The 23,278-nt window shown below is 35.1% G+C and carries 19 protein-coding genes and 1 pseudogene; 13 read left to right on the forward strand and 7 right to left on the reverse strand.

What is annotated here, in order from left to right:
* The first annotated feature begins 38 nt into the window (after positions 1–38).
* Positions 39–1,319, forward strand: a complete 1,281-nt coding sequence (locus AB6N09_RS00735) for a M48 family metalloprotease (RefSeq protein ID WP_411131057.1) — start codon at positions 39–41, stop codon at positions 1,317–1,319.
* A 28-nt stretch (positions 1,320–1,347) separates the two neighbouring features.
* Here the strand turns inward: AB6N09_RS00735 and AB6N09_RS00740 are convergent, their stop codons facing one another.
* Both AB6N09_RS00740 and fabG read right to left on the reverse strand, forming a co-directional pair.
* Positions 1,348–1,698: a TrbC/VirB2 family protein gene (locus AB6N09_RS00740; RefSeq protein WP_411131058.1), complete on the reverse strand. Its 351-nt coding sequence runs from the start codon at positions 1,696–1,698 to the stop codon at positions 1,348–1,350.
* A 99-nt stretch (positions 1,699–1,797) separates the two neighbouring features.
* Entirely contained in the window at positions 1,798–2,532 is a 735-nt protein-coding gene (gene fabG, locus AB6N09_RS00745) for a 3-oxoacyl-[acyl-carrier-protein] reductase (protein WP_411131059.1), read from the reverse strand.
* Positions 2,533–2,759: 227 nt separating this feature from the next.
* On the opposite strand from fabG, the gene AB6N09_RS00750 reads away from it, so the two are divergent.
* From AB6N09_RS00750 to dcd, 7 genes are all read left to right on the forward strand, one after another.
* A complete protein-coding gene (locus AB6N09_RS00750; protein ID WP_411131060.1) occupies positions 2,760–4,280 on the forward strand; it encodes an HlyD family type I secretion periplasmic adaptor subunit in 1,521 nt (506 codons plus the stop codon).
* Positions 4,281–5,295: 1,015 nt separating this feature from the next.
* A complete protein-coding gene (gene coxB / locus AB6N09_RS00755) occupies positions 5,296–6,060 on the forward strand; it encodes a cytochrome c oxidase subunit II (protein ID WP_411131061.1) in 765 nt (254 codons plus the stop codon).
* Positions 6,061–6,075: 15 nt separating this feature from the next.
* Positions 6,076–7,626 carry a cytochrome c oxidase subunit I gene (ctaD, locus tag AB6N09_RS00760; protein WP_411131062.1) on the forward strand — a complete coding sequence of 517 codons (1,551 nt, stop codon included), beginning with the start codon at positions 6,076–6,078 and terminating at the stop codon, positions 7,624–7,626.
* A 1-nt stretch (position 7,627) separates the two neighbouring features.
* On the forward strand, positions 7,628–8,521 hold the full coding sequence (locus AB6N09_RS00765) for a heme o synthase (RefSeq protein ID WP_411131063.1): 894 nt from the start codon (positions 7,628–7,630) through the stop codon (positions 8,519–8,521).
* Positions 8,522–8,705: 184 nt separating this feature from the next.
* Positions 8,706–9,143, forward strand: coding sequence for a ribonuclease HI (gene rnhA, locus AB6N09_RS00770; RefSeq protein WP_411131064.1), 438 nt, complete (start codon positions 8,706–8,708; stop codon positions 9,141–9,143).
* Positions 9,136–12,039, forward strand: a complete 2,904-nt coding sequence (locus AB6N09_RS00775) for a YhdP family protein (protein ID WP_411131065.1) — start codon at positions 9,136–9,138, stop codon at positions 12,037–12,039. Before rnhA ends, AB6N09_RS00775 begins: the two co-directional genes overlap by 8 nt.
* 585 nt (positions 12,040–12,624) lie before the next feature.
* On the forward strand, positions 12,625–13,182 hold the full coding sequence (gene dcd / locus AB6N09_RS00780; protein WP_411131066.1) for a dCTP deaminase: 558 nt from the start codon (positions 12,625–12,627) through the stop codon (positions 13,180–13,182).
* Positions 13,183–13,352: 170 nt separating this feature from the next.
* Here dcd and AB6N09_RS00785 read toward each other — a convergent pair whose 3' ends face one another.
* From AB6N09_RS00785 to AB6N09_RS00800, 4 genes are all read right to left on the reverse strand, one after another.
* The gene (locus tag AB6N09_RS00785; RefSeq protein ID WP_411131108.1) at positions 13,353–13,571 is read right to left on the reverse strand and encodes a type II toxin-antitoxin system RelE family toxin; all 219 of its coding nucleotides are present in this window, start codon (positions 13,569–13,571) and stop codon (positions 13,353–13,355) included.
* A gap of 81 nt (positions 13,572–13,652) precedes the next feature.
* Positions 13,653–13,901 (reverse strand): hypothetical protein, encoded by a 249-nt coding sequence (locus tag AB6N09_RS00790; protein ID WP_411131067.1) that lies wholly within the window; start codon positions 13,899–13,901, stop codon positions 13,653–13,655.
* Between the two features lie 140 nt (positions 13,902–14,041).
* Positions 14,042–16,429: a phenylalanine--tRNA ligase subunit beta gene (gene pheT, locus AB6N09_RS00795; RefSeq protein WP_411131109.1), complete on the reverse strand. Its 2,388-nt coding sequence runs from the start codon at positions 16,427–16,429 to the stop codon at positions 14,042–14,044.
* 166 nt (positions 16,430–16,595) lie between these two features.
* A complete protein-coding gene (locus AB6N09_RS00800; RefSeq protein ID WP_411131069.1) occupies positions 16,596–16,823 on the reverse strand; it encodes a hypothetical protein in 228 nt (75 codons plus the stop codon).
* A gap of 163 nt (positions 16,824–16,986) precedes the next feature.
* Between AB6N09_RS00800 and gap the strand changes: the two genes are divergently transcribed.
* From gap to murB, 5 genes and pseudogenes are all read left to right on the forward strand, one after another.
* Positions 16,987–17,973, forward strand: coding sequence for a type I glyceraldehyde-3-phosphate dehydrogenase (gene gap / locus AB6N09_RS00805; protein WP_411131070.1), 987 nt, complete (start codon positions 16,987–16,989; stop codon positions 17,971–17,973).
* On the forward strand, positions 17,970–18,737 hold the full coding sequence (gene tatC, locus AB6N09_RS00810; RefSeq protein ID WP_411131071.1) for a twin-arginine translocase subunit TatC: 768 nt from the start codon (positions 17,970–17,972) through the stop codon (positions 18,735–18,737). Before gap ends, tatC begins: the two co-directional genes overlap by 4 nt.
* A gap of 654 nt (positions 18,738–19,391) precedes the next feature.
* Positions 19,392–20,915, forward strand: coding sequence for a recombinase family protein (locus tag AB6N09_RS00815; protein ID WP_411131072.1), 1,524 nt, complete (start codon positions 19,392–19,394; stop codon positions 20,913–20,915).
* Positions 20,916–21,163: 248 nt separating this feature from the next.
* On the forward strand, positions 21,164–22,042 hold the full coding sequence (gene hemC, locus AB6N09_RS00820) for a hydroxymethylbilane synthase (protein WP_411131073.1): 879 nt from the start codon (positions 21,164–21,166) through the stop codon (positions 22,040–22,042).
* Positions 22,033–22,918 (forward strand): annotated as a pseudogene (gene murB / locus AB6N09_RS00825) (UDP-N-acetylmuramate dehydrogenase). The gene hemC and the pseudogene murB overlap by 10 nt, the downstream one beginning before the upstream one ends.
* Here the strand turns inward: murB and AB6N09_RS00830 are convergent.
* Positions 22,915–23,094: a hypothetical protein gene (locus AB6N09_RS00830; protein WP_411131074.1), complete on the reverse strand. Its 180-nt coding sequence runs from the start codon at positions 23,092–23,094 to the stop codon at positions 22,915–22,917. The pseudogene murB and the gene AB6N09_RS00830 sit on opposite strands and share 4 nt — an antisense overlap.
* Positions 23,095–23,278 lie beyond the last annotated feature (184 nt).

Consider the following 23,278-nt stretch of genomic DNA (forward strand, 5'->3'; position numbering starts at 1 on the left):
TGTAAAATTCCTAAAAATTATACAAACACGGAGTTTTCATGTTTAAAATTGCTAAGTTTTTTATCTTATTGCTCTTTTTTATATATTGCAGTAGCGCTTACTCTGTTAACGTTATTAGAGATAGTGAGGTGGAAGCAGTGATAAAAGAACTAGCGCAACCCTTATTTTCTGCTGCAGGCATCGATAGTGATCGGATAAAAGTTTTCATAATTAGTGATAATTCTATTAATGCTTTCGTAATTGATAATAATAGCATTTTCACTCACTTAGGACTTTTGCAACATTCGACTGAGCCTTACATTTTGCTTGGCATATTAGCACATGAGATTGCTCACATATCTGCTGGTCATGTATTGCAGATGAGTGGCGCTGTGAGTTATTTTCAATCGATAGCAATGATCAGTTATGTGGTAGGATTGGTTTCTACTATTATCATTAATTCCCAGGTCGCTAGTGCAATTTTGCTAAGCGGTGTAGTACTCAGCTCAAGGCTGTTTTTTAACTATTCTCAAGAGCAAGAAAGTGTAGCAGATAGCTATGCTTTAACGTACCTTGACGAATCTGGCTATAATAATTCAGGTATGAAAGAGATTTTTGACTACTTTAAAAGTATCGAACATGAAAATGCTGAAGGGTATTTTCGCACTCATCCGCTTAGTGATAAGCGCATATTTGCTGTACAAAATTATAAGGTTAAAAACAATGTGAAACCAATTCTTGCAGATAAGTTACTAAGGTTTAAGCGTATGGTTACAAAGCTAGATTCCTTCTTTTCTCCCATACATATGTTATCTAATAAATATGGAGGTAATTCTGAGTACGTAAATGCTATAATCCATTATAGGCAAGGGAAGATGGAAGAGGCTATCGCTATAGTTGATTCATTAGTTCAAAAGTCACGCAATGACCCATACTTATATGAATTAAGAGCAGAAATGCTGTACAAGGCGGGGAATTTAGATGAAGCAATAAAAATGTACGAAGAATCGCTTAGGTATTTATCTGAGAAAGACAGTTATTTGGTGAAACTTACATTATCCCATACTTTATTGTTGTACGGTGATGCAAAGAAAGCAATTTTTTACCTGGAACAGATCGCAAGTGTAGAGCCAAATAATGCCTTCGTCTGGAAGTATTTAAGTATCGCATATAAATGTAATGCTGATACGGCAATGCATTATTTTGCCTTAACTAAAAAGGCTTGCATTGAAGGTAATTTAAAACAATTTATGAAATATGCTGAACTGGCTGTTAAAACCTTACCAAAAGATAGCCCTTACTTGTTGCAAATTGAAGACATGAAGCGATTTAATGGATAACAACAAGCATTTTAGTACACCCTTACTTTTAAGGACCATTCTGTCCACACTGATCCAACATTTTTTTGACTTCATCGCTTACATTGGGTATAATGTTCATTATGATCGTCTTAGCGCCAAAAAATACACCACAAAACATACCTAAAGCAAAGAGAGCTGGCCAAGGCATTCTGCCAAATATTGCAAGCAAGGATGCACCAATTATTACTACTGTCATGAGTGGACCACCTATTCCCCAAACATAACCAATAATATTACATATTACTTGGGCAGTTGTGTCATTGATACCAGCACTACTAGCGTTGGAGGCATCTGCATTGCCTGATAAAAACAACACCAAACATAAAACATTAAAAAACTTTTTTATTGTAGAGCTCATTTTTTTTGCCTCTAAATAATAAAATAGCGTAACAAGAACAATTTCATTACACATATATTTTAAAGTAAAGTTTATGGTTTGTCCACAAATAAGGTATCACTACATAAATAAACCGCCATTAATGTTCAGCACATGCCCTGTGATATATTTTGTTTCATCACTTGCTAAAAACAGGACTCCTGCCGCTATTTCCTCTCCCGTCCCCATTTTTTTCATTGGAATATTATCTAGTATTTTTCTCTTTTGTTCTTCAGTTAAAACTTCAGTCATTTTAGTATCTATAAACCCAGGAGCAATACAATTTACTGTTATATTGCGACTTGCAACTTCTTTTGCTATGGATTTACTCATGGCTATTATTCCAGCTTTTGATGCTGCATAATTTGCCTGTCCAGCATTCCCTGTTAACCCTACTATTGAAGAAATATTTATAATTCTCCCCCAGTTATTCTTAATTAGTTTCCTGCATGCTTCTCTATTTAGTTTAAACGTAGAACTCAAGTTAATATCAATCACTTTTTGCCATGCTTCATCTGTCATTCTCAGCAATAAACTATCTTGTGTAATGCCTGCATTACATACGAGCCCGTCGAAACCTTCCATCAATTCATTTGCACTATTTATCAGCTGTTGTACTTCCTCGACATTTAATAAGTTGCAAGGAAGTATATAAATATTTTTTTCATATAGTTTAGCAACTTCTTCTAGGGCTTCTTTTTTTGTACCAGAAATACATAGAATTGCTCCAGCTTTATGCATAGTTCTTACAATTGCCTTCCCTATTCCACCTGATGCACCAGTAATCAGGAATTTTCTGCCTTCTAATCGAAACATAATGACCTCGCTTTATCTGATTACTAACAGAGCATTGTCTAGTTGGCAATAGATTGTTTGTACGACACAAGTAGCTTGGATCTATGACAGCTAAGTCAGATTAAGATATGCAAGAATTGTTACTAAATAGTTTATTCTGGTGTTTTGCAGCCCAAATGAAGTGCATAAGTCATGGATTCTTTGTTTTTGTATGTTATCTTAATGCTAACGCAAGTTCACAGTAATATATGATAAGTAAGTTAAAAAAACTTAGCGCTGGATTCTCTTTTACAGGCCTACTTGGCCATAGTGATAATATAAGCATGCAAGGAACAAAAAATAAAAAGAAGAAGTATCCGAAGTTTTTAGATAAAACGTTCACATTGATTGATGCGGTGACAAGCTTTATTTTAAAACGCGAGGGTAATAACGTAAATGAGGTTCTGAGAGTGACATGGGGACCACTGTTTTTTGGCCTGATAGTGATACTCATTTTTTTTGGAATAGGTGGTATTTGGTCAGCTATAGCTCCAATTGATGGTGCAGTGCATGCAAGTGGAGAAGTTATTGTATCTTCAAACAGGAAAATAGTTCAACATCTGGGTGGAGGAATAATAAGTAAAATTTTTGTCAAAGAGGGCCAAGCAGTCAAAAAAGATGAGCCTTTAGTTTTGTTAAGTGATGTTAATGAGAAGGCGAATTTGAGTATAATCAAAGAAAAACTCTTATCGCTTTTGGCAACTGAGGCAAGACTTATTGCTATTAGAGGAGGCTTAGACACAATTGAATTTCCTGATGAAGTCAAAGAATTATCTAATGGCGATCTTGCAAACAAAGCAATGAAAAATCAGATAAAATTATTTGATTCCCAGCACAAGAGTATATTGGGAAAAACTAACATACTACAACAGCGTATAAGACAGTTACATGATGAGCTAGTAGGGCTGAATTCTCAGCTGGATGCGGCTCTCAAGCAATATGATTTAATAGCTGAGGAATTAGAAACAAAAAGGCAACTTCTTAGCGGTGGTCACATAGGTAAGCCGCACATTTTGGCTTTGGAAAAGCAGTTTGCTGAAATTGAAGGTAGAGTTGGTCATTACCGTGCTGCAATATCTCAAGTACAACAAAAAGTTGGAGAAACCGAGTTAGAGATCATAAATGTGAAGAATGACGCTCAAGAGAGAGCAAACATTGAGCTTAAGGAAATTAGCACGTCTATTGCTGACTTGAGAGAAAGATTGATGGTTGCAGAAGATGCGTTAGCACGCACAATTATTAGATCGCCTCAAAACGGAATAGTTACGGATATACGATACCATACGGAAGGTGGTGTTATACAGTCTGGTGTGCGGATTATGAGCGTAGTGCCATCTAATGATGATTTAATAATAGACGCTAAAATTCAGACTAGAAATATAGAGGAGATACTGTCGGCACAAAAAAAAGATAGCAATATAGTCTCTATTGACGGATTGGAAGGGCTAAAGGTGAAAGTAAGGCTGAGTGCTTACAGTGCACGTCGTTTGAGTCTAATTAACGGTATAGTAAGCCATATTTCTCCTGATGCCCTCGATGATCCAAGGTTAGGGCGTTATTATTCAGTACGTGTGGTGATACCAAAGTCAGAGCTTGCTCAGTTCAAAAATGTATATCTATATCCCGGTATGCCAGCAGAAGTGTATATAGTTACTCAATCCCGTACTCTTTTGTCATTCTTGTTTACACCTATAATTGCAACAGTTGATAGGTCTTTTATAGAAAGGTAGCTCACTTGTTAAAGTAAATAGAAACAAAAAAACTACTTGACAACCCTCGCCATTCCTTTTACCATGTAACTGGAGATATTCAGTTATCTTCATCTGTGCAGATTAAATGAGAAAAAACTTAGCATATTTTGCGTCTCATGTTTAATTTTTCGCACTATGTGCGCTGCATGTCTTTTTAAAACTTCTGGTTTTTACCCATACAAGCTGAAACGCGCTTATAAGTCGTTTAAGACATCAAAAACGCCAATATCATAAGATAGATAGTGAATAACTAGCTATTACGGGACTTCTTTTGCTTTTTTTCATTTAGTAAATTTCTTAAGCATAAAGGTTACACCAACTTTTGTTATCAAACAAGATACATAATAAATTGCTAAACCTCTAATCTTAGGGAAACTTTTTAATTTACTATTGAGATTTATTATAAGATTTTATTGACTTCTCTAAAAATTTTGTTTACAGGGGTTAATAACCCAGTTATCCCTTGCGGAAAGCCGAGGTGCATTTGCTTTAAGTTTCAAGTGCTTTAACACCCCAAAATAATAGAAATGGTGCTGAATAAGAATTTTATATTGGTTACAAGTAGTATACTTTATGATTGTTTTCTTTAATATGTAAATCATATATGCCTGCTACAGGCATTAAAAGTTAGTTAATAAAGTATAGTGTATTATATAAAATATAAGGCAGGCCTTTATACTTACAGATGAGTAAATTTATCATAAAGTTTAATAGTGTCTGTTACTGCTTTTAGGTGTGAGGCTAGAGGGTTGTTATCAGTAACAGACACTACTAAACTTATTATAGAATTTACTTAAAGTAAATACTTAACTAAAAATATTATAATATTTTAACTTAAAATAGATTCATGTAAATGCTTTTTCCCCTAAATTAGTACTATATTATTATACTTATCAAATGCTAAAAAATTATTAATTATTGCTAATCTCTATTTGCATAGTAAGTTTATATATACTATTATACGGTATGTCACTTGGTTTTACAGCAAACAAATATGGTGGAGTTATTTGTATTATTGATAATGTTTTACTCGAGCACATCAGCTGCTTCTGCTCCTAACTCCTGGCAATTTGGATTTCCTTCTCCTGCAACTGAGATAATGGAAGTTGTAGTTAAGTCACATTCGTTTGTGATGAGTATAATGGTTGCAATAATGCTTCTCGTGTGGGCACTGCTTGCTTATGTAGTATTTCGCTTTCGTAAGAGCAAAGTGAAGAATATAAGTAATACAAGTCATAATTTCCTTTTAGAAATCGTCTGGTTTGTTATACCAACGATTATTGTTGGAGTATTGGCCTTTAAAAACGCTGAATTAATTAAGCTACAGGAAAAAGTACCAAAGGCTGACATAACACTGAAAGTTATTGGTCATCAATGGTATTGGAGATATCAATATCCAGAATATCAAGGCGTGTCGTTTGACAGCTACATTAAGGGAAAAGATGACTTTAGCGAAGGAGATTTGAAACTATTCTCTGTTGATAATAACGTTGTTTTGCCTATCGATACTAACGTTCGTTTACAAGTGACGGCAGGAGATGTGATACATAGCTGGGGAATACCATCTTTCGGTGTAAAAATTGATGCAATACCAGGAAGACTAAATGAAGCATGGTTTAATGTCAAAAAGCCTGGTATTTATTATGGGCAATGTTATGAATTATGTGGTCAAGGCCACGGGTTTATGCCAATTGTTGTTGAGGCAGTAAGTAAAGAACATTTTAATAAGTGGATCGAAAATAAAAAATTAGTGAGTTAAATTGGGAGTATAGATATGAGTGATGTACCAAAAGGTATAAAGCGTTGGTTATTTTCTACTAATCATAAAGATATAGGAACGCTGTACATTATTTTCTCCATACTAGCTGGAATTATTGGTGGATTGTTATCAGTGGTTATTCGTACTCAACTAATGCACATTAATATACTTAACAATAACTATCAATTATATAACGTAATGGTTACAGGGCATGCGGTAATAATGGTGTTTTTTATGATAATGCCAGCACTAATGGGAGGGTTTGGTAATTGGTTCGTGCCTCTTATGATTGGTGCACCAGATATGGCATTTCCCCGTATGAATAATTTAAGTTTTTGGTTGTTAGTATCATCTTTTATTTTGCTTGTCCTTTCAGTATTTGCTGGCGAAGGTCCTGGAACAGGTTGGACTTTATACCCACCTCTGTCGCAAGTCATGTCCCATCCAAGTGCAGGAGTTGACCTTGCCATACTTGCACTTCATATTGCTGGTATGTCATCGATTGTTGGAGCGATCAATTTTATAGTTACTATATTTAACATGCGTGCAAATGGCATGTCATTAACTAAGATGCCACTATTTGTTTGGTCTGTTTTATTAACGTCATTCATGCTAATTGTCGCTTTACCGGTGCTTGCTGGTGCTATAACTATGCTGCTCACTGATCGCAATATTGGTACTTCCTTTTTTGATCCTGCTGGTGGTGGTGACCCTGTATTGTTTCAACATCTGTTTTGGTTTTTTGGTCATCCGGAAGTTTACATAATTATTTTTCCTGCGTTTGGTATCATAAGCCAAGTCGTGTCAACTTTTTCTCACAGGCCGATATTTGGTTATATGGGAATGGTTTATGCAATGATAGGCATAGCAGTGTTTGGCTTTATTGTTTGGGCTCACCATATGTTTACTGTTGGGCTTAGTGAAGATGCTGCCATATTTTTTAGCACCAGCACAATTTTCATTGGTGTTATAACTGGTGTTAAAGTCTTTAGCTGGATTGCAACTATGTGGGGTGGAGCGATTGAGCTTAAAACTCCTATGCTATTTGCACTAGGTTTTATTTTTATGTTTGTTGGCGGTGGTATAACCGGAATAATTCTGTCTCAAGGTGGAATAGATAAGCTTTTGCACGATACCTATTATGTTGTTGCTCACTTTCACTATGTCATGTCACTTGCTGCAATATTCGGAGCCTTCGCTGGCTTTTATTATTGGATAGGTAAAATGTCGGGTAAACAGTATAATGAATGCCTGGGAAAAATACATTTTTGGCTTACTTTTATTAGTACCAATATCACTTTCTTACCTCAGCATTTTCTTGGATTAGCTGGTATGCCAAGGCGTATACCCGACTATCCAGATGCATTCATTCCTTGGAATTATGTATCCTCAATTGGTTCATATATGTCCTTCATTTCAGTTATGTTTTTTGTGTTTATAGTTGTGCACCTCTTCAAATGGGGCAAGAAAGCTGGAAATAACCCTTGGGGAGGTGATACCTTGGAATGGACAATATCTTCACCACCACCTTTTCATACTTTCGAAAAACCGCCAGTGATAAAATAGAATGTATACAAGTACTTTGTTAAATGTTGAATCAACAATACTGGATTTTTGGCGTTTGCTGAAGCCAAGGATAATGTATCTTGTAGTATTTACTGCAGTTGCTGGAATGGTTGCTGCACCAGGTAGTATTCATCCTTTTCTTGCACTAATATCTCTTGTATGTGTTGCTCTTGGTTCAGGATCCGCAGGTGCCATAAATATGTGGTACGATAGAGACATAGATCTTCTTATGGAAAGAACAAAAAATCGTCCTATACCTTCAGGTAGAGTTTCTGCAGAGAGTGCTCTCGAATTTGGTATAACCATTGGAGTATTGTCGATATTTATTATGGCAATAGCAGTGAACTATATTTCCGCTGCTTTGCTTGCAGTTAGCATGTTATTTTACGTTTTCATATACACAATTTGGCTCAAAAGACGCACTCCACAAAATATTGTTATCGGCGGTGCATCAGGTGCTTTTCCTCCAATGATTGGTTGGGCAATTGTGACTAACTCTGTAAGTTGGGAAAGTTTTATTCTATTCCTAATAATTTTTATGTGGACTCCACCGCACTTTTGGGCTCTATCCTTAAATAAATACGAAGACTATGTAAAAGCGTCGATGCCAATGTTTAATGTTGTTTATGGCTCAGAGAAAACAAGAAAACATATATTAATTTACAGTGTGTTGCTGGTGCTAACTAGCTTACTTCCAGCACTGTTTTTGAAAAAGGCTATATTTTACCTAAGTCTGGCAATCCTTGAGGGTTGCATTTTTATTTGGTATGCTGTATCTATTATAAGGCTCAAAAATCATAGCTCACAGAAAAAAATGTTTTCTTATTCAATTTCTTATCTATTTTTTCTGTTTACTAGTATTATTTTTTGTTCTACTGATTTGTTTTATCTATGAAAGAACGGCAGAAACATAAAAACTATTTTTTGTTTTTCCTTCTAATATTGTTCGTTGTTACGCTTTTCTTTGTTTCTGTAATAAAATTTAAGGGTATAGCTTAAACGCCTTGTATCAATGTGTCTCATTGAAATTGTGTTTTCATAAAAGCAGCTATATACTTTGTTAATTCATATAATGAAGGATGAATAAAAAGGAAGTGACAATATACACGGATGGAGCGTGCCTTGGTAATCCTGGAGCAGGAGGATGGGCAGCAATTATACTATTTCAAAATCATAGAAAGGATGTTTATGGTAGGGAAGAAAATACTACAAACAATAAAATGGAGTTAACAGCAGTGATCAATGGACTAAAGGCGTTAAAATTTTCTTGTAGTATTAATTTATATACGGATAGTCTCTATATTAAATATGGTATAACAGAGTGGATAAATAAGTGGAAAGTGAATGGCTGGAAGACAAGTAATAAAAAATCAGTAAAAAATATGGAGTTGTGGAAAGAATTGGATGACATCGCTTCACAACACAAGATTAATTGGAGGTGGGTTAAAGCTCACAATGGCGATAAATATAATGAGGAGGCTGATAGTTTAGCAAGAAAAGCAATAATCGATGCTTAAAAAAATCACTATATTATTTTCTATAGTTTTATTATTTACGCTCTGCTTCTTTATCTTTTTCAAAGATAAGTGTCCCTTGGGAATTAATATTAGTTATATCAATTTTTACTTAAAGAATAAGATATCGAAAACGCTTGCCAACTCAAACGTCAATATGGAGAGTACTTCAGTTATTTGGCAAAGGGATGGCACAGATCCATATCTAGTCATTACAGATTTAAAAATAGTGAATCCTGGCTTTACTATAAAAGTTCCTAACCTTTTTGTGCATTTTAAGTTCAGTTCTTTGTTAAAAACCAGTGTAAATTTCTCTCAAGTCTCGGCTGATAGTATGTATGTGTGTATCAACCAGAAAAAAGATGACTTCAAAGCAGTTGATTTTAATTCAAAAAATTTTTTGAAAGCAATGAGGAAATTCTTTTTTGACCTAAATGCAAGTTCAAAAATTGAAATTACTAACATTGCTATCAATAAAAGCACGGAAGGTGAATTTTTCATTGATAAAGTATATGCAGGGAAGGGAGAAGATTTCAATGTTTTGGATATCCGTGTCCATACAAAAGAAGGTAAAGGATTTCTAGGTGATTTATCCATTACGATAAAAAATCGCAATAATTTACTAAATTTGTATGGAACATTCTATAACCTAAAGTTGGGGCTATTTAACGAGTTTTCCACACTAGTTAAAAGTTACAATTTGGACAAAGAAATAGGGTTCAAAGGAAACTTTTCAATGAGAATTAATGGAAAGGATGAAGTTGTAGATGGAAATATATACGTATTAAATACAGAGAATCGCTCGGGTAAAAACTTAGCCTTGACTAATGTAAATGTAAATTTGACATATAGTGATGAAATCATCAGCGTAAAAAACTTTCATTTTAAGTTAAGTGGTATGTACCTTTCTTTGATTGGCAAAATGAACTTTAGCACAAATCATACTCTGCTTAGGGTCAACATTAGTAAGTTTGCCGCGAAGGATTTATGTACTTATGTACCAGATAGTATAGTGAACAACAGATTTAAAAAATGGTATTGTGATAATATTGATGGGGATATTGTAAATACAATCATAAGTTTCAACGGCAAAATCAACAGCTTAGTTAATGATGATCTATCAGACGTCGTAATTGCTGCCGATATAGAAAACGGCAGCGTAAGATTTGATGAAGATTTTGAGCAAGTGAAAGGATTAAACGGTGATTTAATTCTCAAAAATAACAACCTTACAATTGCTGTAAATGGCGCTAAGTTTCAGAATTTCACTATTGATGGTGGTAGCATTGAAATGAACTTTCTCGATAAGGAAGAGTCAGTTCTAGTCATCAATGGTAAGGCCACAAGCGATGCTTACGGGTTATATGAGCCTATAAAATTTAAGCTGGATGATATGATTCAGGTTACAAGAGACAAGATTGGTGGAATAGCAAAATCTGTGTTCAGTTTTCGCATTTTTAACCTGAATGTCGACGATAAAAAAGTAGACTTCTTAGCAAATTTTCATTCCAAAATTGACGATCTGGTTCTCTATGGTGCAAGTCTTGGTAAGCACGATATTAAGCTTGATTTTGGCAAGGACTTCATTGATTTAAATGGCAGTGGCATGGTAAATAATACACAACTATTATTTGACTTGAAAAGTAGCAACAAAAATGAAAGTTTTGCCTGGAATTCAACCGGAGATTTACCTGATCAAATACTTAATTTTGATGGTGGTTACGTCAACACAAATATAGAGTCAGTGATAAATCAAGATAAGACCGGATATGTTAGTGGTAATATAGATTTGTCAGAGCTTGAGTCACATTCAAGCTACTTGGGGTGGAGAAATCGCTTTGAAGATCACAATAAAATTTTGTTTTCTACGAGGCTAAAAGGAGCGGGTAAATTGTTAATAGACAAATTAGACGTTGTAGGAAATAACCTAGATATAAAATTTAGCGGAAAAGTAGAGAATGGGAATTTGTATTTGAGTTCTGGCAAATTTAAATTACCGGACAATGATCTTAATGTAGAAATTGAGTTAGGTAAAGAAAGAAGCATTGTAACTATTTATGGTGGGAAAATTAATTTGAGTGATATTTTAGGGTTGCTTGGCAAAAATAGTAGTGGATTAAACAATGACATAGAAGTAAGTATGAATGTTGACAATGTAATGATGAAAGAAGGCATTGTTGTCAAAAACGCCAAGCTACATGTAACCTGCACTAAAGGTGATTGTAATGGAAGTAAATTTGCAGGACAGTTTTTGGAAGACAACAGCAAAATATCAGCGGAATACAGTGGAATAGGGCTCGAAATATATGCGGATAATTCAGGTATGCTTTTGCGCTCTTTAGGCATTGGTAAATCAGTTAAAAACGGCAAATTATCTTTTTATCTATCTCCTAAGAGAGAAAATGGAGAACATTATGGCATGTTATCTATCAGCAATTTCTATATCAAAGATGCTTCATTGCTTACTACTTTACTATCGATGTCTTCACTGCCTGGTATTGTAAATGCTATAAAGAACGAAGGTGTATACTTTTATAAGTGTAATGCACCTTTTTCATATAAAGATGGCACTGTTGAAATTGAAGAATCTTGGCTTGAGGGAGCAGAACTGGGCATTAGCACTAGTGGTAAGCTTGATATTAGAAATTATAAATTCCAGGTTGAAGGACAAGTAATACCAGCATACTCGATCAATAAATCTTTGTTGAAAATCCCTATAATTGGAAAACTCCTTACTGGTGGGAAAAGTAGGGGGATTATTTCAATAGACTACAAAGCGAACGGTGATGATAAAAGCAGCAACGTATCTGTTAATCCTATTTCCTCGCTAACTCCAAGCCTATTTAAGAGGTTGCTGGGAGTGTTTGACCGTGCTATGATAAAAATGGCAACGCGCTAGGCATATAATATGCTATTTATAGAAATGGAACAAAAAACTACTTGATAACCTTCGCCGACTCACTTATCATAGTACTGAAGCTATTCATTTAACTTTGCAATCTGCAGATTAAAATGACAAAGGAAACTTTGTATTTGGTGTCTCATGTTTAAATTTTTGCACTATGTGCACTCCATGTCTTTATAAACCTTCTAGGTTTTTGCCTATACAAGCTGAAACGAGCTTATAAGTCGTTTAAGACAGTATAGAGCGTCAAATAGAACAAGGGAGTATTTGAATACTAGCTGCTCTAGGTTTCTTTTGCCTTTTTTTTTGCTTAGTAAATTTTTTTATATCTAAACCAAGGTCTGTTGCAGTTTAAAAGTCGCTAAATTGCAGCGTTTAAGACATAAAAACGCCAATACTAAAAATAAATACTGACCAAGGCTTCTTTTACCTTTTTTTCATTTAGTAAATTTCTTAGTGTTTATAGTTAAACAATTTATGAACTGGATAAGACGGCATCATTTCAGTGCCGGCACATAGTTTACAATTTAAATTTTATTTTATATTATTGTAAGTATTACACGACTTTAGAGAACAATTATGGCGGTTATGCCGGATAAATGGATAAAAGAAAAAGCTGAAAACTTTGGAATGATAGAACCTTTTGTGGATCACAAAAGCTGTAAAGGTGTTATATCTTTTGGACTATCATCTTATGGATATGATGCAAGAGTTGGCAATAAATTCAAGATTTTTACTAACGTTAATTCAGCTGTGGTAGACCCTAAGAATTTTTCCGAGAGTAGTTTTATAGATAAGGAAACAAATGTATGCATAATTCCACCAAACAGCTTTGCACTTGCAAGTACAGTTGAATATTTTTGTATACCAAGGAATGTACTAGTTATTTGTGTTGGTAAATCAACTTATGCAAGGTGTGGGATTATAGTAAACGTTACTCCTTTGGAGCCTGGATGGGAAGGTCATGTCACACTCGAATTCTCAAACACTACTCCACTTCCTGCAAAAATTTATGCTAATGAAGGGGCGTGCCAATTTGTGTTTTTAAGTGGTGAAAGCGAGTGTGAAAAATCATATGATGACATGAAAGGAAAGTATATGAAGCAGTGCGGTATTACTTTACCGCTGGTGAAGTGAATTGCTAAAGAATACCAAAAAAACTGTGTTAGACCAATAATATATAGAGACCAAAAAATCGAGGCTTTTGTAAGCTGAGCAAAGCCGCCTAAGTAGAGAATGGATCAGGAAAAGGGGCTGTATAAATATATATAGTCTTTACAGTATAATTTGACTTGATAGAAAATGTGTTATTGAAAATATTTATTGATTATTTTTATAGCCTCTTCGTAAATGGTGTCTCTGTATCCTACTGAAGCCGGAATTATCTTATGTTCTGCAATGTTTATGCGGTACACAATACTGTAATCTTTAGTCCTTAGGCTTCTATATCCTTTCAGTTTACCACTTAACGGCTTACCGACTTTAAATGGATTAGCTGCAATTTTATCCTCTATGAGTTTTTTTATTTTTTTTTCTTATTTTCGGTGATAAGGGAAGAAAGTCTCTTTTAAGAATTTTTTCGGGTAGTCAACATCATACTTCACAATTTATGGTTTTGCTTCTGCGGATAATAGTGTATCCAAGTCTACATCCCCACTTCTAACCATCTCCGCATTAGGAGAATCGGTTTCCTTGATAATTTTAGAAAGCGCGATATTTTCAATTTCACACTCAATTCCATCTATGACTAATCTTTTTGCTAGTTTTTCAACGGACTCTTTGTTGAATGCAGCTAGCTGAGTAAGGTTATGTAAAGCTTTTGAATTAAGTGTTATAACAACCTTTAAATCTGCCATAAGTTTTACCGAAGTCTGTTACTATAATAATTCTATAATATCTTTCTAAATTTTTCAATAAAAAAAGTTGTTAGTATGTAGAAGAACTGTATGAAATATAGTCACTTTTATTAGTGATACTCATAGCTGCAAAGTTAAAATTAGCTATACCTCAAAACCCCTCCGGTATTTTCATGTACTAAGTTAACTATAGCACTTGATTCTTTTTGGATTTCTTCTTCGGTTAAAGTGTGAGTTGGAGAGCAGAAAGTAACTGACAACGCTATAGACATCTTATTCGGTTCTATATTATCTCCATGGTACACATCGAACACCAAAACCTCCGTGATGAGCTCTGAACTTTTTTTTATTATATTGATTATATTACCTGCTACTACATCTTTATTTACAATAAACGCAAAGTCGCGCTTTACACTTTGATATTTATATTCGGTAAACTTTTTTCTACTTACAGGTAAATTTCTGATATCTTCTAATATCAACTCAAAGCCCACAACTTTTTGCTTGATATCAAAAAAATCCAGTATGTTTGGATGTAGTTCACCAAAATGACCAACTATTTTACTTCTAAAAGATAAGATGCCTGACTTTCCTTGGTGGTAATATTCTTTTTCTGCTCTCTCTATCGTTAAATTATCACAATTGACATTAAAGAATTCCAAGGCCGTTATAAGGTCAGCCTTTGCGTCAAAAAGATCTATTTTCCTGTCGATATTATAATGGTTTCTTGGCAAATCATTTCCTGACCTAATTCCACTTAGAACATACTTAGGCTGATTGAGACTATCGTACACTGATCCGATTTCAAAAATTGCAAGATCAGACGTTCCATGGGCAATATTATCTGCAGTGGTTTGCAATAAATTGGGTATGACACTTGGCCTCATTATGTTGAAGTTGTTATTAAATGGGTTATCGATAATAAACAACTTGTCCGAATAACCAAACTTTTCAGCTGTTGATTCACTCATAAAAGACCAAGTGAATACTTCATGAAATCCTCTACTTGTCATTAAAATGCGCAAATCATCTTGAGCTCTGGTTTCTGTCTCAGTATTTCCTTTTAGTGGCTCTTCCTTTATTTTATCATAGCCATATATTCTCACTACCTCTTCAACTAGATCAGCCAATATGGTTACGTCTAGTCTCCAGCTTGGTACTTGTACACTCCAATTATTTTTAGTGTTTTTATCAATGCTGAACCCTAGTTTTGTTAAAATATCGAATGTCTCGTCAGGCGATACAAACACACTTCCAAACTTGTTTATATCTTGATAATCAAAGTTCACTTTGGTGTCGGCCCTATCCAAACTGCCAGCAGACAACACACTTGAGGCTTCTCCACCACATAACTCTAAGATCATCTGAGTCGCAAGACTTAGTCCATCAAGGGTAAATTTAGGGTCTACTGAACGTGCAAATCTGTAACTTGAATCTGTGGAGATGCCGAGCTGCCTTGAAGATTTGGTAATAGAGATAGGGTCAAACCAAGCAGACTCTAAAAAGATATCAGTAGTTTTAAGCGTGCATTCGCTACACTTGCCACCTATAATTCCAGCAATTGCATGAATATTTTTATTATCAGAAATAACGCTTATGTCTTTATTTAATAAGTATTCTTTATCGTTTAAACCAGTAAATTTTTCTCCGCTATTTGCTTTGCGTACTACGAGCTCTCCTTCTATCTTTTTTGCATCATATGCGTGCATTGGACGGCCAAAAGATATCATAATATAATTAATAACATCAACTACTGCAGAAATACAGCGCATTCCTATCGATTGCAGCCTATCTTTTAGCCATTTTGGGCTTTCCCTGTTTTTTATATTGGCAATGTATGTTCCACTAATAAAACTTTCTCCGTCAGTGACTTTGACATTTATAGAAGAATTCCTTTTCATCAAGGTAGCCAGAAACTGGGATTTATCTTGGATTCCAGCGTCACGCGCTGGAATGACGCCAAAGCAGGTTAAAGTCTTCAATGTTCCAATTCCAGTTGCTGCCAAATCACGAGCTATTCCATAAACACCTAGACAGTCTCCACGGTTTGGAGTAACATTTATATCAATTACAGGGTCGCAATTGAAAAATTTATCTCCTGCTTTATAATTGTCAGAAAGCTCGATTATTCCTTCACTTTCTTCTTGCACCAGCACGAGTTCAGAAGCAGAGCAGAGCATCCCTTCACTTAGCACTCCTCGTATTTTTGCTGGCTTAATTGTAAAATCACTTTCTGGCAACGTGCTACCAAGAGATGCAAGTACAGTTTTCATGCCTACTCTGATGTTATTTGCTCCGCAGATTATCTGTAGGACTTTACTTCCATCGTCTACTTTACATAGTTTTAACTTATCAGCGTTTGGGTGTGGTGCGATTTCTAATACTTTCGCAACAACAAATCCAGCCAACTTGGCATTGTCGATCACATCTTCTACTTCCAACCCTATATAGGTTAATTTATCGGTAATTTCTTCTAGACTAGCAGTGGTTTCTAAGTGCTCTAGCAACCAAGATAATGTGAATTTCATCGATATAAAGAGAAACAAAAAAAGCTATTGTAATATAAAATGTAGTGCTTTTAAAGTTTGTTGTAGTGGAATACTTCTACATCACGAGCAATGATGTAGAAGCTGTTGTAATTTTATATATCCTTGCGCAGCGAATTTATCTTCCTCATATCACCTTTAAATCCATCTACATGTAGAGTTTAGTATTCATATTTTGGTCATCTATATGGAAGTTATAAATGTAAGTATCAATAGTGAAGTTTCCTATCATCTGATGGCTTTCATCTAGTATTTCGTTTTCTATGTGGTAGTGGCCAGTGCCTTCGTTAAAGGAACGATCTGTTAATTTGATGTACCCGTTGCCAAATTCATGTTCTAAATTTAAAGGCTGATTAGTAAAATCTATTGCATTCATGATATACCTCACTAAAAAATTAAATTATAATTAAAATAACATGTAAAGTCAAGTTATTTAACAACTCTAACTATGGATTAGGAAATTAGTTTAGGTGATTTTATATGTAACCCTTTTAATTCCTGTTCTTTATCCTCTATAATTAGACTTTTTGAATGAAGAAATGAAAATTCGTGTAGGGATTAACGGCCTTGGCAGAATAGGCAGAAGCGTATTGCGTGCTATTTTCGAAATAGAAAAATATAATAAGCAGATAGAAGTTGTGGCAGTGAACGGGTCACTCAGTGCTGAGCAGCATGCACATTTGGTTAAGTATGATTCTGTTCATGGCAAATTCAATGGTGATGTTGATTTTGACGAGTCTGAAAATTGGATTTCTATAAATGGCAGAAAATTTTCTCTATATAGAGAACGGAGCCCTGAAAATATCCCTTGGAATGTCAATGTAGTGCTTGAATGCACAGGTGCATTTAACAGATATGCGGAAGCAACAGGGCATAATGCGACAAAAATAATTGTCTCTGCTCCAGTTTCAGATGCCGATGTAACTATAGTTTATGGTGTGAATAACGATATGCTCAAAAAAGAGCACAAAGTGATATCGGCTGGTTCTTGTACTACAAATTGCCTGGCTACGGTTGTGCAGGTTCTACACTCCAATTTAGGTGTAAAAAGCGGCTTTATGACTACTATACATGCCTATACGAATGATCAAAATATTCTCGACGGTAATCACAGGGACTTACGAAGGGCAAGGGCTTGTGGTTTATCTATGATACCAACAATAACTGGAGCAGCAAAAACAATTGGCTCTGTCATTCCTAAGTTAAAAGGAAAGCTAGATGGCACTGCCATCAGAGTTCCGGTTAGCAATGTTTCTCTGGTTGATTTTAAATTTACAACCGATAAGAAAGCAACAGCCGGAGAAATAAATGAAATATTTGAGAATTCAACAAATGATGTGATTTCCGTATGCAAGGAACCTTTAGTTTCAACAGACTTTGTGCATAACCCTCATAGTGCGATTGTAGATCTAGCCGGTACATACGTCACAGGTGATGTTTGTAGAGTTGCGGCGTGGTATGATAATGAATGGGCCTTTTCGCTGAGAATGTTAGACATAGCATTATTGTGCTATAATAGAGTATGAATAAGAACTCAAACAAATATGCTTCATTTTATGAGCACTTTGCAGAACTCAGGAGAAGGGTTATTTTTTGCTTTCTATTTTTTTGCATTTCTTTTGGTTTTTGCTACTATTTTAAAGAAAGCATATACCGTTTTCTACTTGCACCTTTAATAGAAGTTACAAAAGATAGCGATGATTTTTCTCTAATCTATACAGACTTAACAGAGGCGTTTTTTGTGTATCTCCGAGTTGCGCTAATGAGCGCGCTTTTGTTTTCTTTTCCCGTGTTTGCATGGCAATTCTATATGTTTTTAGCACCTGGCTTATATAAAAGCGAAAGAGCAGTGCTGTTGCCATACTTGATTGCAACGCCAGTTTTGTTTATAACAGGGGCTGCGGTAGTTTATTACTACATATTCCCTTTAGCCTGGAAGTTTTTTATTGCTTTTGAACATAGCGGCAAATCTTTCGGTATACCAATAGAGTTTATGCCATCAGTCAGTGAATATTTAGACCTAGTTCTCCAATTCATGTTTGCGTTTGGTACTGCATTTCAAATTCCAGTCATACTCACGTTAATGGTCAGGGTTGGGCTGCTTACTGCGCAAAGCTTGTCGAACAAGCGCAGAATCGCGATAGTGGTGATTTTTATTATTGCTGCAATCTTAACTCCACCTGATGTATTGAGCCAAGTAGGACTTGCTGTACCAATGTTGATTCTATACGAATTGTCCATTTTAGTTTGCAGATATATTGAAAAGAAGAAAACAAAGAGTAATGCTTGACGTTTGCATAACCATATAGCTTTTAACAGTGTGTTGGATTCGACAAAAACAAAAAAACTACTTGACAACCCTCGCCATTCCTTTTACCATGTAACTGGAGGTATTCAGTTGTCTTCATCTGTGCAGATTAAACGACAAGAGTATTATGGTTGGCGTCTTATGTTTAATTTTTTGCACTATGTGCACCTTATGTCTTTACAAACTTTCAAGGTTTTTACATAATATAAGATAAAACGCCCTTGTTAAAGCGTTTAAGATAATAAAAAACGCCAATTTAAAAGATAGATAGTGAATAACTAGCTAACGGGGTTTCTTTTGCCTTTTTTCTCATTTGGTAAATTTCTTAAATATTTATTATTAAAGTAGTGTCCTGGATTCCAGTGTCAGCTACTTGGATGACACTTTTTGTTTTAGGCAAAATCTGTTGCAATATTTAGCACTGCCCTCGCAAACAACAGATGTATGCTTGACATTGGCATACAGTAAGCTTAACTCATTAGACATAAAAGGTTAGTATATTTGTAAAGTGGAGATAAACTATTAATAGTAGCAGACTTTACAAAGTACGGTAAAATTACAGTAGTAAGTTTATATGCGAGAGTTTCGTCGAAAAGGCAAGCACAAGAGGATACAATAGGTAGCTAACTTGCTGACTTGGAAGGTAGAATTGATAAGGATGGATACGAGCTGCTAAATGAATATAAATTTATCGATAATGGTCATAGCGGATCAAATTTAAAGCGTCCTGGTTTAAATAGTTTACGTGGTAAAGTAGCAGAAGGTAAAATTAGTAAAATTTACGTTCATTCGCCTGACCGTTTGTCACGTAAATATACAGATCTGAAATTCTTATTTAAAGAGTTCCAAAAAGCAGGAACAGAGGTAATCATTTTAGATGATAGTCTAGAATCTGAACTACTAGAAGATGTGCGAGGAATGACAGCAGAACACTCGTACGAGAAGATGAAAGAACGAAATCGTCAATGGAAAATCCGTGCAGCGAGAGAAGGTCGTGTAAGTGTAATGAGTAATGCTCCTTATGGTTACCGTTATGTAAGGCATATAGTGAGGGAAGAAGAAAGGTTTGAAATTAATGAAAAGGAAGCGGAAATAGTGCGCAAAATGTTTGCATGGGTAGGCCAAGAAAGAGTGACTTTAAGAGAAGCTGTACAACGACTGAAAGAGATGTGTATTATTACACCAAAGGGCAAAAGAGATTGGTATCCAAGTGTAATTAGTAGGGTCTTGAAGAATCCTGCATACAAAGGGCAAGCGGCATTTGGTAAAACGAAGGTAGGTCCAATAAAAAAAGAGGTAGCGTGGGAAATGCGCGAAAAAAACTATTCCGTCTATCATAATGACCGAGAAAATTGGATTCATATAGCAATACCAAGCATAATTGAAGAGGAATTATTTGATGCAGTACAAGAACAACTGGCTGAGAATAGGAAAAGAGCAAGAGTACAGAAGGGTAAAGAAACGTCTTTGCTGCAATGGTTGATTGTATATTGGCATTGTAGATATACCTATCACAATATAAAAAGTGGCGATATTAAAAGAAGTTACTATCGTTGTAGTGGTTCGAACCTTTATTATTGTGGTGAAACCAGAATATATAGTAGTAAGCCAATTCGTGCAGAAATATTGGAAACTCCTATCTGGGAAGAAGTAAAAAACTTGTTAAAAGAGCCAGACAGAATTATAAAGGAGTACCAACATAGAATTTTAGAACATAGAAATAATAAACCATTAGGTGAAACGTTTGAGAAACAGGAAGGTAGATTAAATAGAAGTATTGAAATACTCATTGATGGCTATACCCCAAAACATAATCATGAGGATGAAGAAAGCGGATTAAATCAAAGTATTGAAAGGCTCACTTGCTGTTATAATAAAGGACGCATAGATGAGGAAGGGTTTAAGCTGGTAATGGAGGAGATAAAGCAAGATTTGGAGAAAGTTAAAAAGCAAAAGGAAAAGATGAAAGATCAGGAAGCAGTACAACGAGAGTTAGCTAGTATTGCAAACAGCTTAAAGAGGTTTTCCTCTAATATTAATCCAGAGCTTGACCAATTGCATTGGATAGACAGACGTAGTGTAATAAAGAAATTAGTCAAGAGAATTGAGGTTAGCCTTGATCACATAACCATAGTATTTCGAATAAAAGAGCTTGTCTAATCTTGCTCAAAATGGATGAATTCAAAATGTATGATATTGTTACTGGAGTTTAGGGAGCAAGTTTTGACATAAAAATTGCTTAGTTTGGTGCAAACTTTATCAGCATAATATCTGCATTGTATTACTTTTGTGTTGTGCCGATAAAATGCAGATAATGCAACTCTAGCGATCACAGACTTGAATTCTATAATATTTCGTGTCATATTACGTAGTGATACTGCACCTAAGAAATTTTAATAGCTACATACATGTTAATCAGAATAGGTACCAGAAGAAGCAGCCTTGCGATTGCTCAAGCTTTAGAGGCAAAACAAAAGTTGCTGGACTCTTTTCCTCGCTTATCTGCTGAGATCATTAAAATAAAAACTTCTGGTGACAAATATGCAAATGCAAACCTCGTTGAAATAGGAGGCAAAGGACTGTTCCTCAAAGAAATCGAAACTGAACTACTTGAGAATAATATAGATATGGCAGTTCATTCGCTGAAAGATGTCCCTGCATTTTTCTCGAAAGATTTAGCAATTCCTTGTGTTTTAGAGAGGTTAAGTCCATGCGACACGTTTATTTCTAATAAATATATTAGCCTTGAGTCTTTGCCGCAGCAAGCATTGATTGCAACTTCCTCAATAAGAAGAAAAGTTCAACTACTAAATTTCAGACCAAATCTCAATATAGTGCCACTTCGCGGAAACGTGACAACTAGATTGCAAAATCATAGTTTTGATGGAATAATTCTAGCTGAAGCAGGGCTCATAAGGTTAAAGAAACATCACTTAGTTACAGAGGTATTATCACCAAAAATCATGTTAAGTGCAGTAGGGCAGGGGGCAATTTGCATTCAATGTAGAAAAAATGATGTAAAAATTATCGATCTTTTAGAGAAAATTAATAATAATATGTCTTTTATAAGGGCAAAATCGGAACGTAGCTTCATGAAGACAGTAAATGGTTCATGCTTTACACCACTTGCGGCTTTGGCAGAATATGTGAGTGAGAATATGCTACATCTTCGTTGTATGTTAGCAGACGAAAAAAACATATACTTTACTGAGCGCACTTCATTTGCAGAAGATGCAGAAAAAATGGGTATGGATGCAGGATTAGAGTTGAAATCAAAATGCTTATAAGCTTGCCTAAAGTACGTGGAATCTATCGCTGTAATGTTTCGATGTTTAAAATGACGTGGTTGAATGTCGGTGGACAAGCTGATGTGTTGTTTAAACCACGTGATATTGAAGATTTAACATGCTTGATTAAAGATACTGAATTGCCAATTAACGTTATCGGTGCAACATCTAACATAATAGTGCGAGATAGTGGCATTCGAGGCATAACAGTGAAATTGGGTAAGGAGTTTGCGTATATTAAATGTAAAGGTAACAATTCTATTGTTGCAGGTGGCGCTGCGCTACTTAGCAATCTTGCTTACTTTGCAGTGGAACAACAAATTAGTGGACTTGAGTTTTTGGTTGGAATTCCAGGCACAGTTGGCGGTGGACTAGAAATGAATGCAGGTGCGTATGGTAATGATATCGCAAGTGTTGTGCAATCCATAAAGGCAGTGAATCTAGAGGATGGAAATCTATATGAATTCTCCAGCGAAGAGATGGGTTATTTTTATCGTGGGCATAATTTGAGAGGACGGTGGATTTTTGTTGAAGCTGAATTTAAAGGGGTAAGTTCAGAGCACGAGATTATATTGCGTAGGCTAAAGGAAATTATCGATAAAAAAACAAAAGCCAACCAATAAGAGGAAAAACTGCTGGTTGCATATTCAAAAATCCAAAAGACTATCAGGCATGGGAATTGATTGATAAATCCGGCTGTCGATGGTTAGATAACAGTGGAGCTAAAATTTCTAAGAAACATTATAATTTTCTGCTCAATTACAATAATGCAACTGCATCTGACTTGGAAAACCTTGGCAACAAGGTAAGAGATGCAGTGAGGGATAAGTTTACGTTGAACTTGAGTGGGAAATAAGGGTCTTAGGTAGCTATTAGGCGGTTTTTACAGCTGCTATATTTCCCAGTTGTTCAATACTATCTATCTTAATTTTCAAAGTGTCCTTTATAAATTTATTAGCTTGGTCTTTGCTCATAAAAACTGTACGTTTATTGGGCATTGATTTCTTTATAGTGTCTCTATCTTCTTCGTTATCTGTATATTTTAGAAGCATATCAATAAAAAGAAAAACAGGAATTAGATAAGTGAGAAAGACGCATATAAATATTTAAAAAATATAAATCTTGCCTGTGTTAACTGGATATGAAATCACCATTCATTACAAAGTTAGTAAAGATTCTGGTTTACTTAAAGTCCGTTAATTGTTATTTTTTAAAAGACAGTATTTACTATAGCAC

Source organism: Wolbachia endosymbiont of Tettigetta isshikii, from assembly GCF_041154185.1.
GTDB lineage: Bacteria > Pseudomonadota > Alphaproteobacteria > Rickettsiales > Anaplasmataceae > Wolbachia.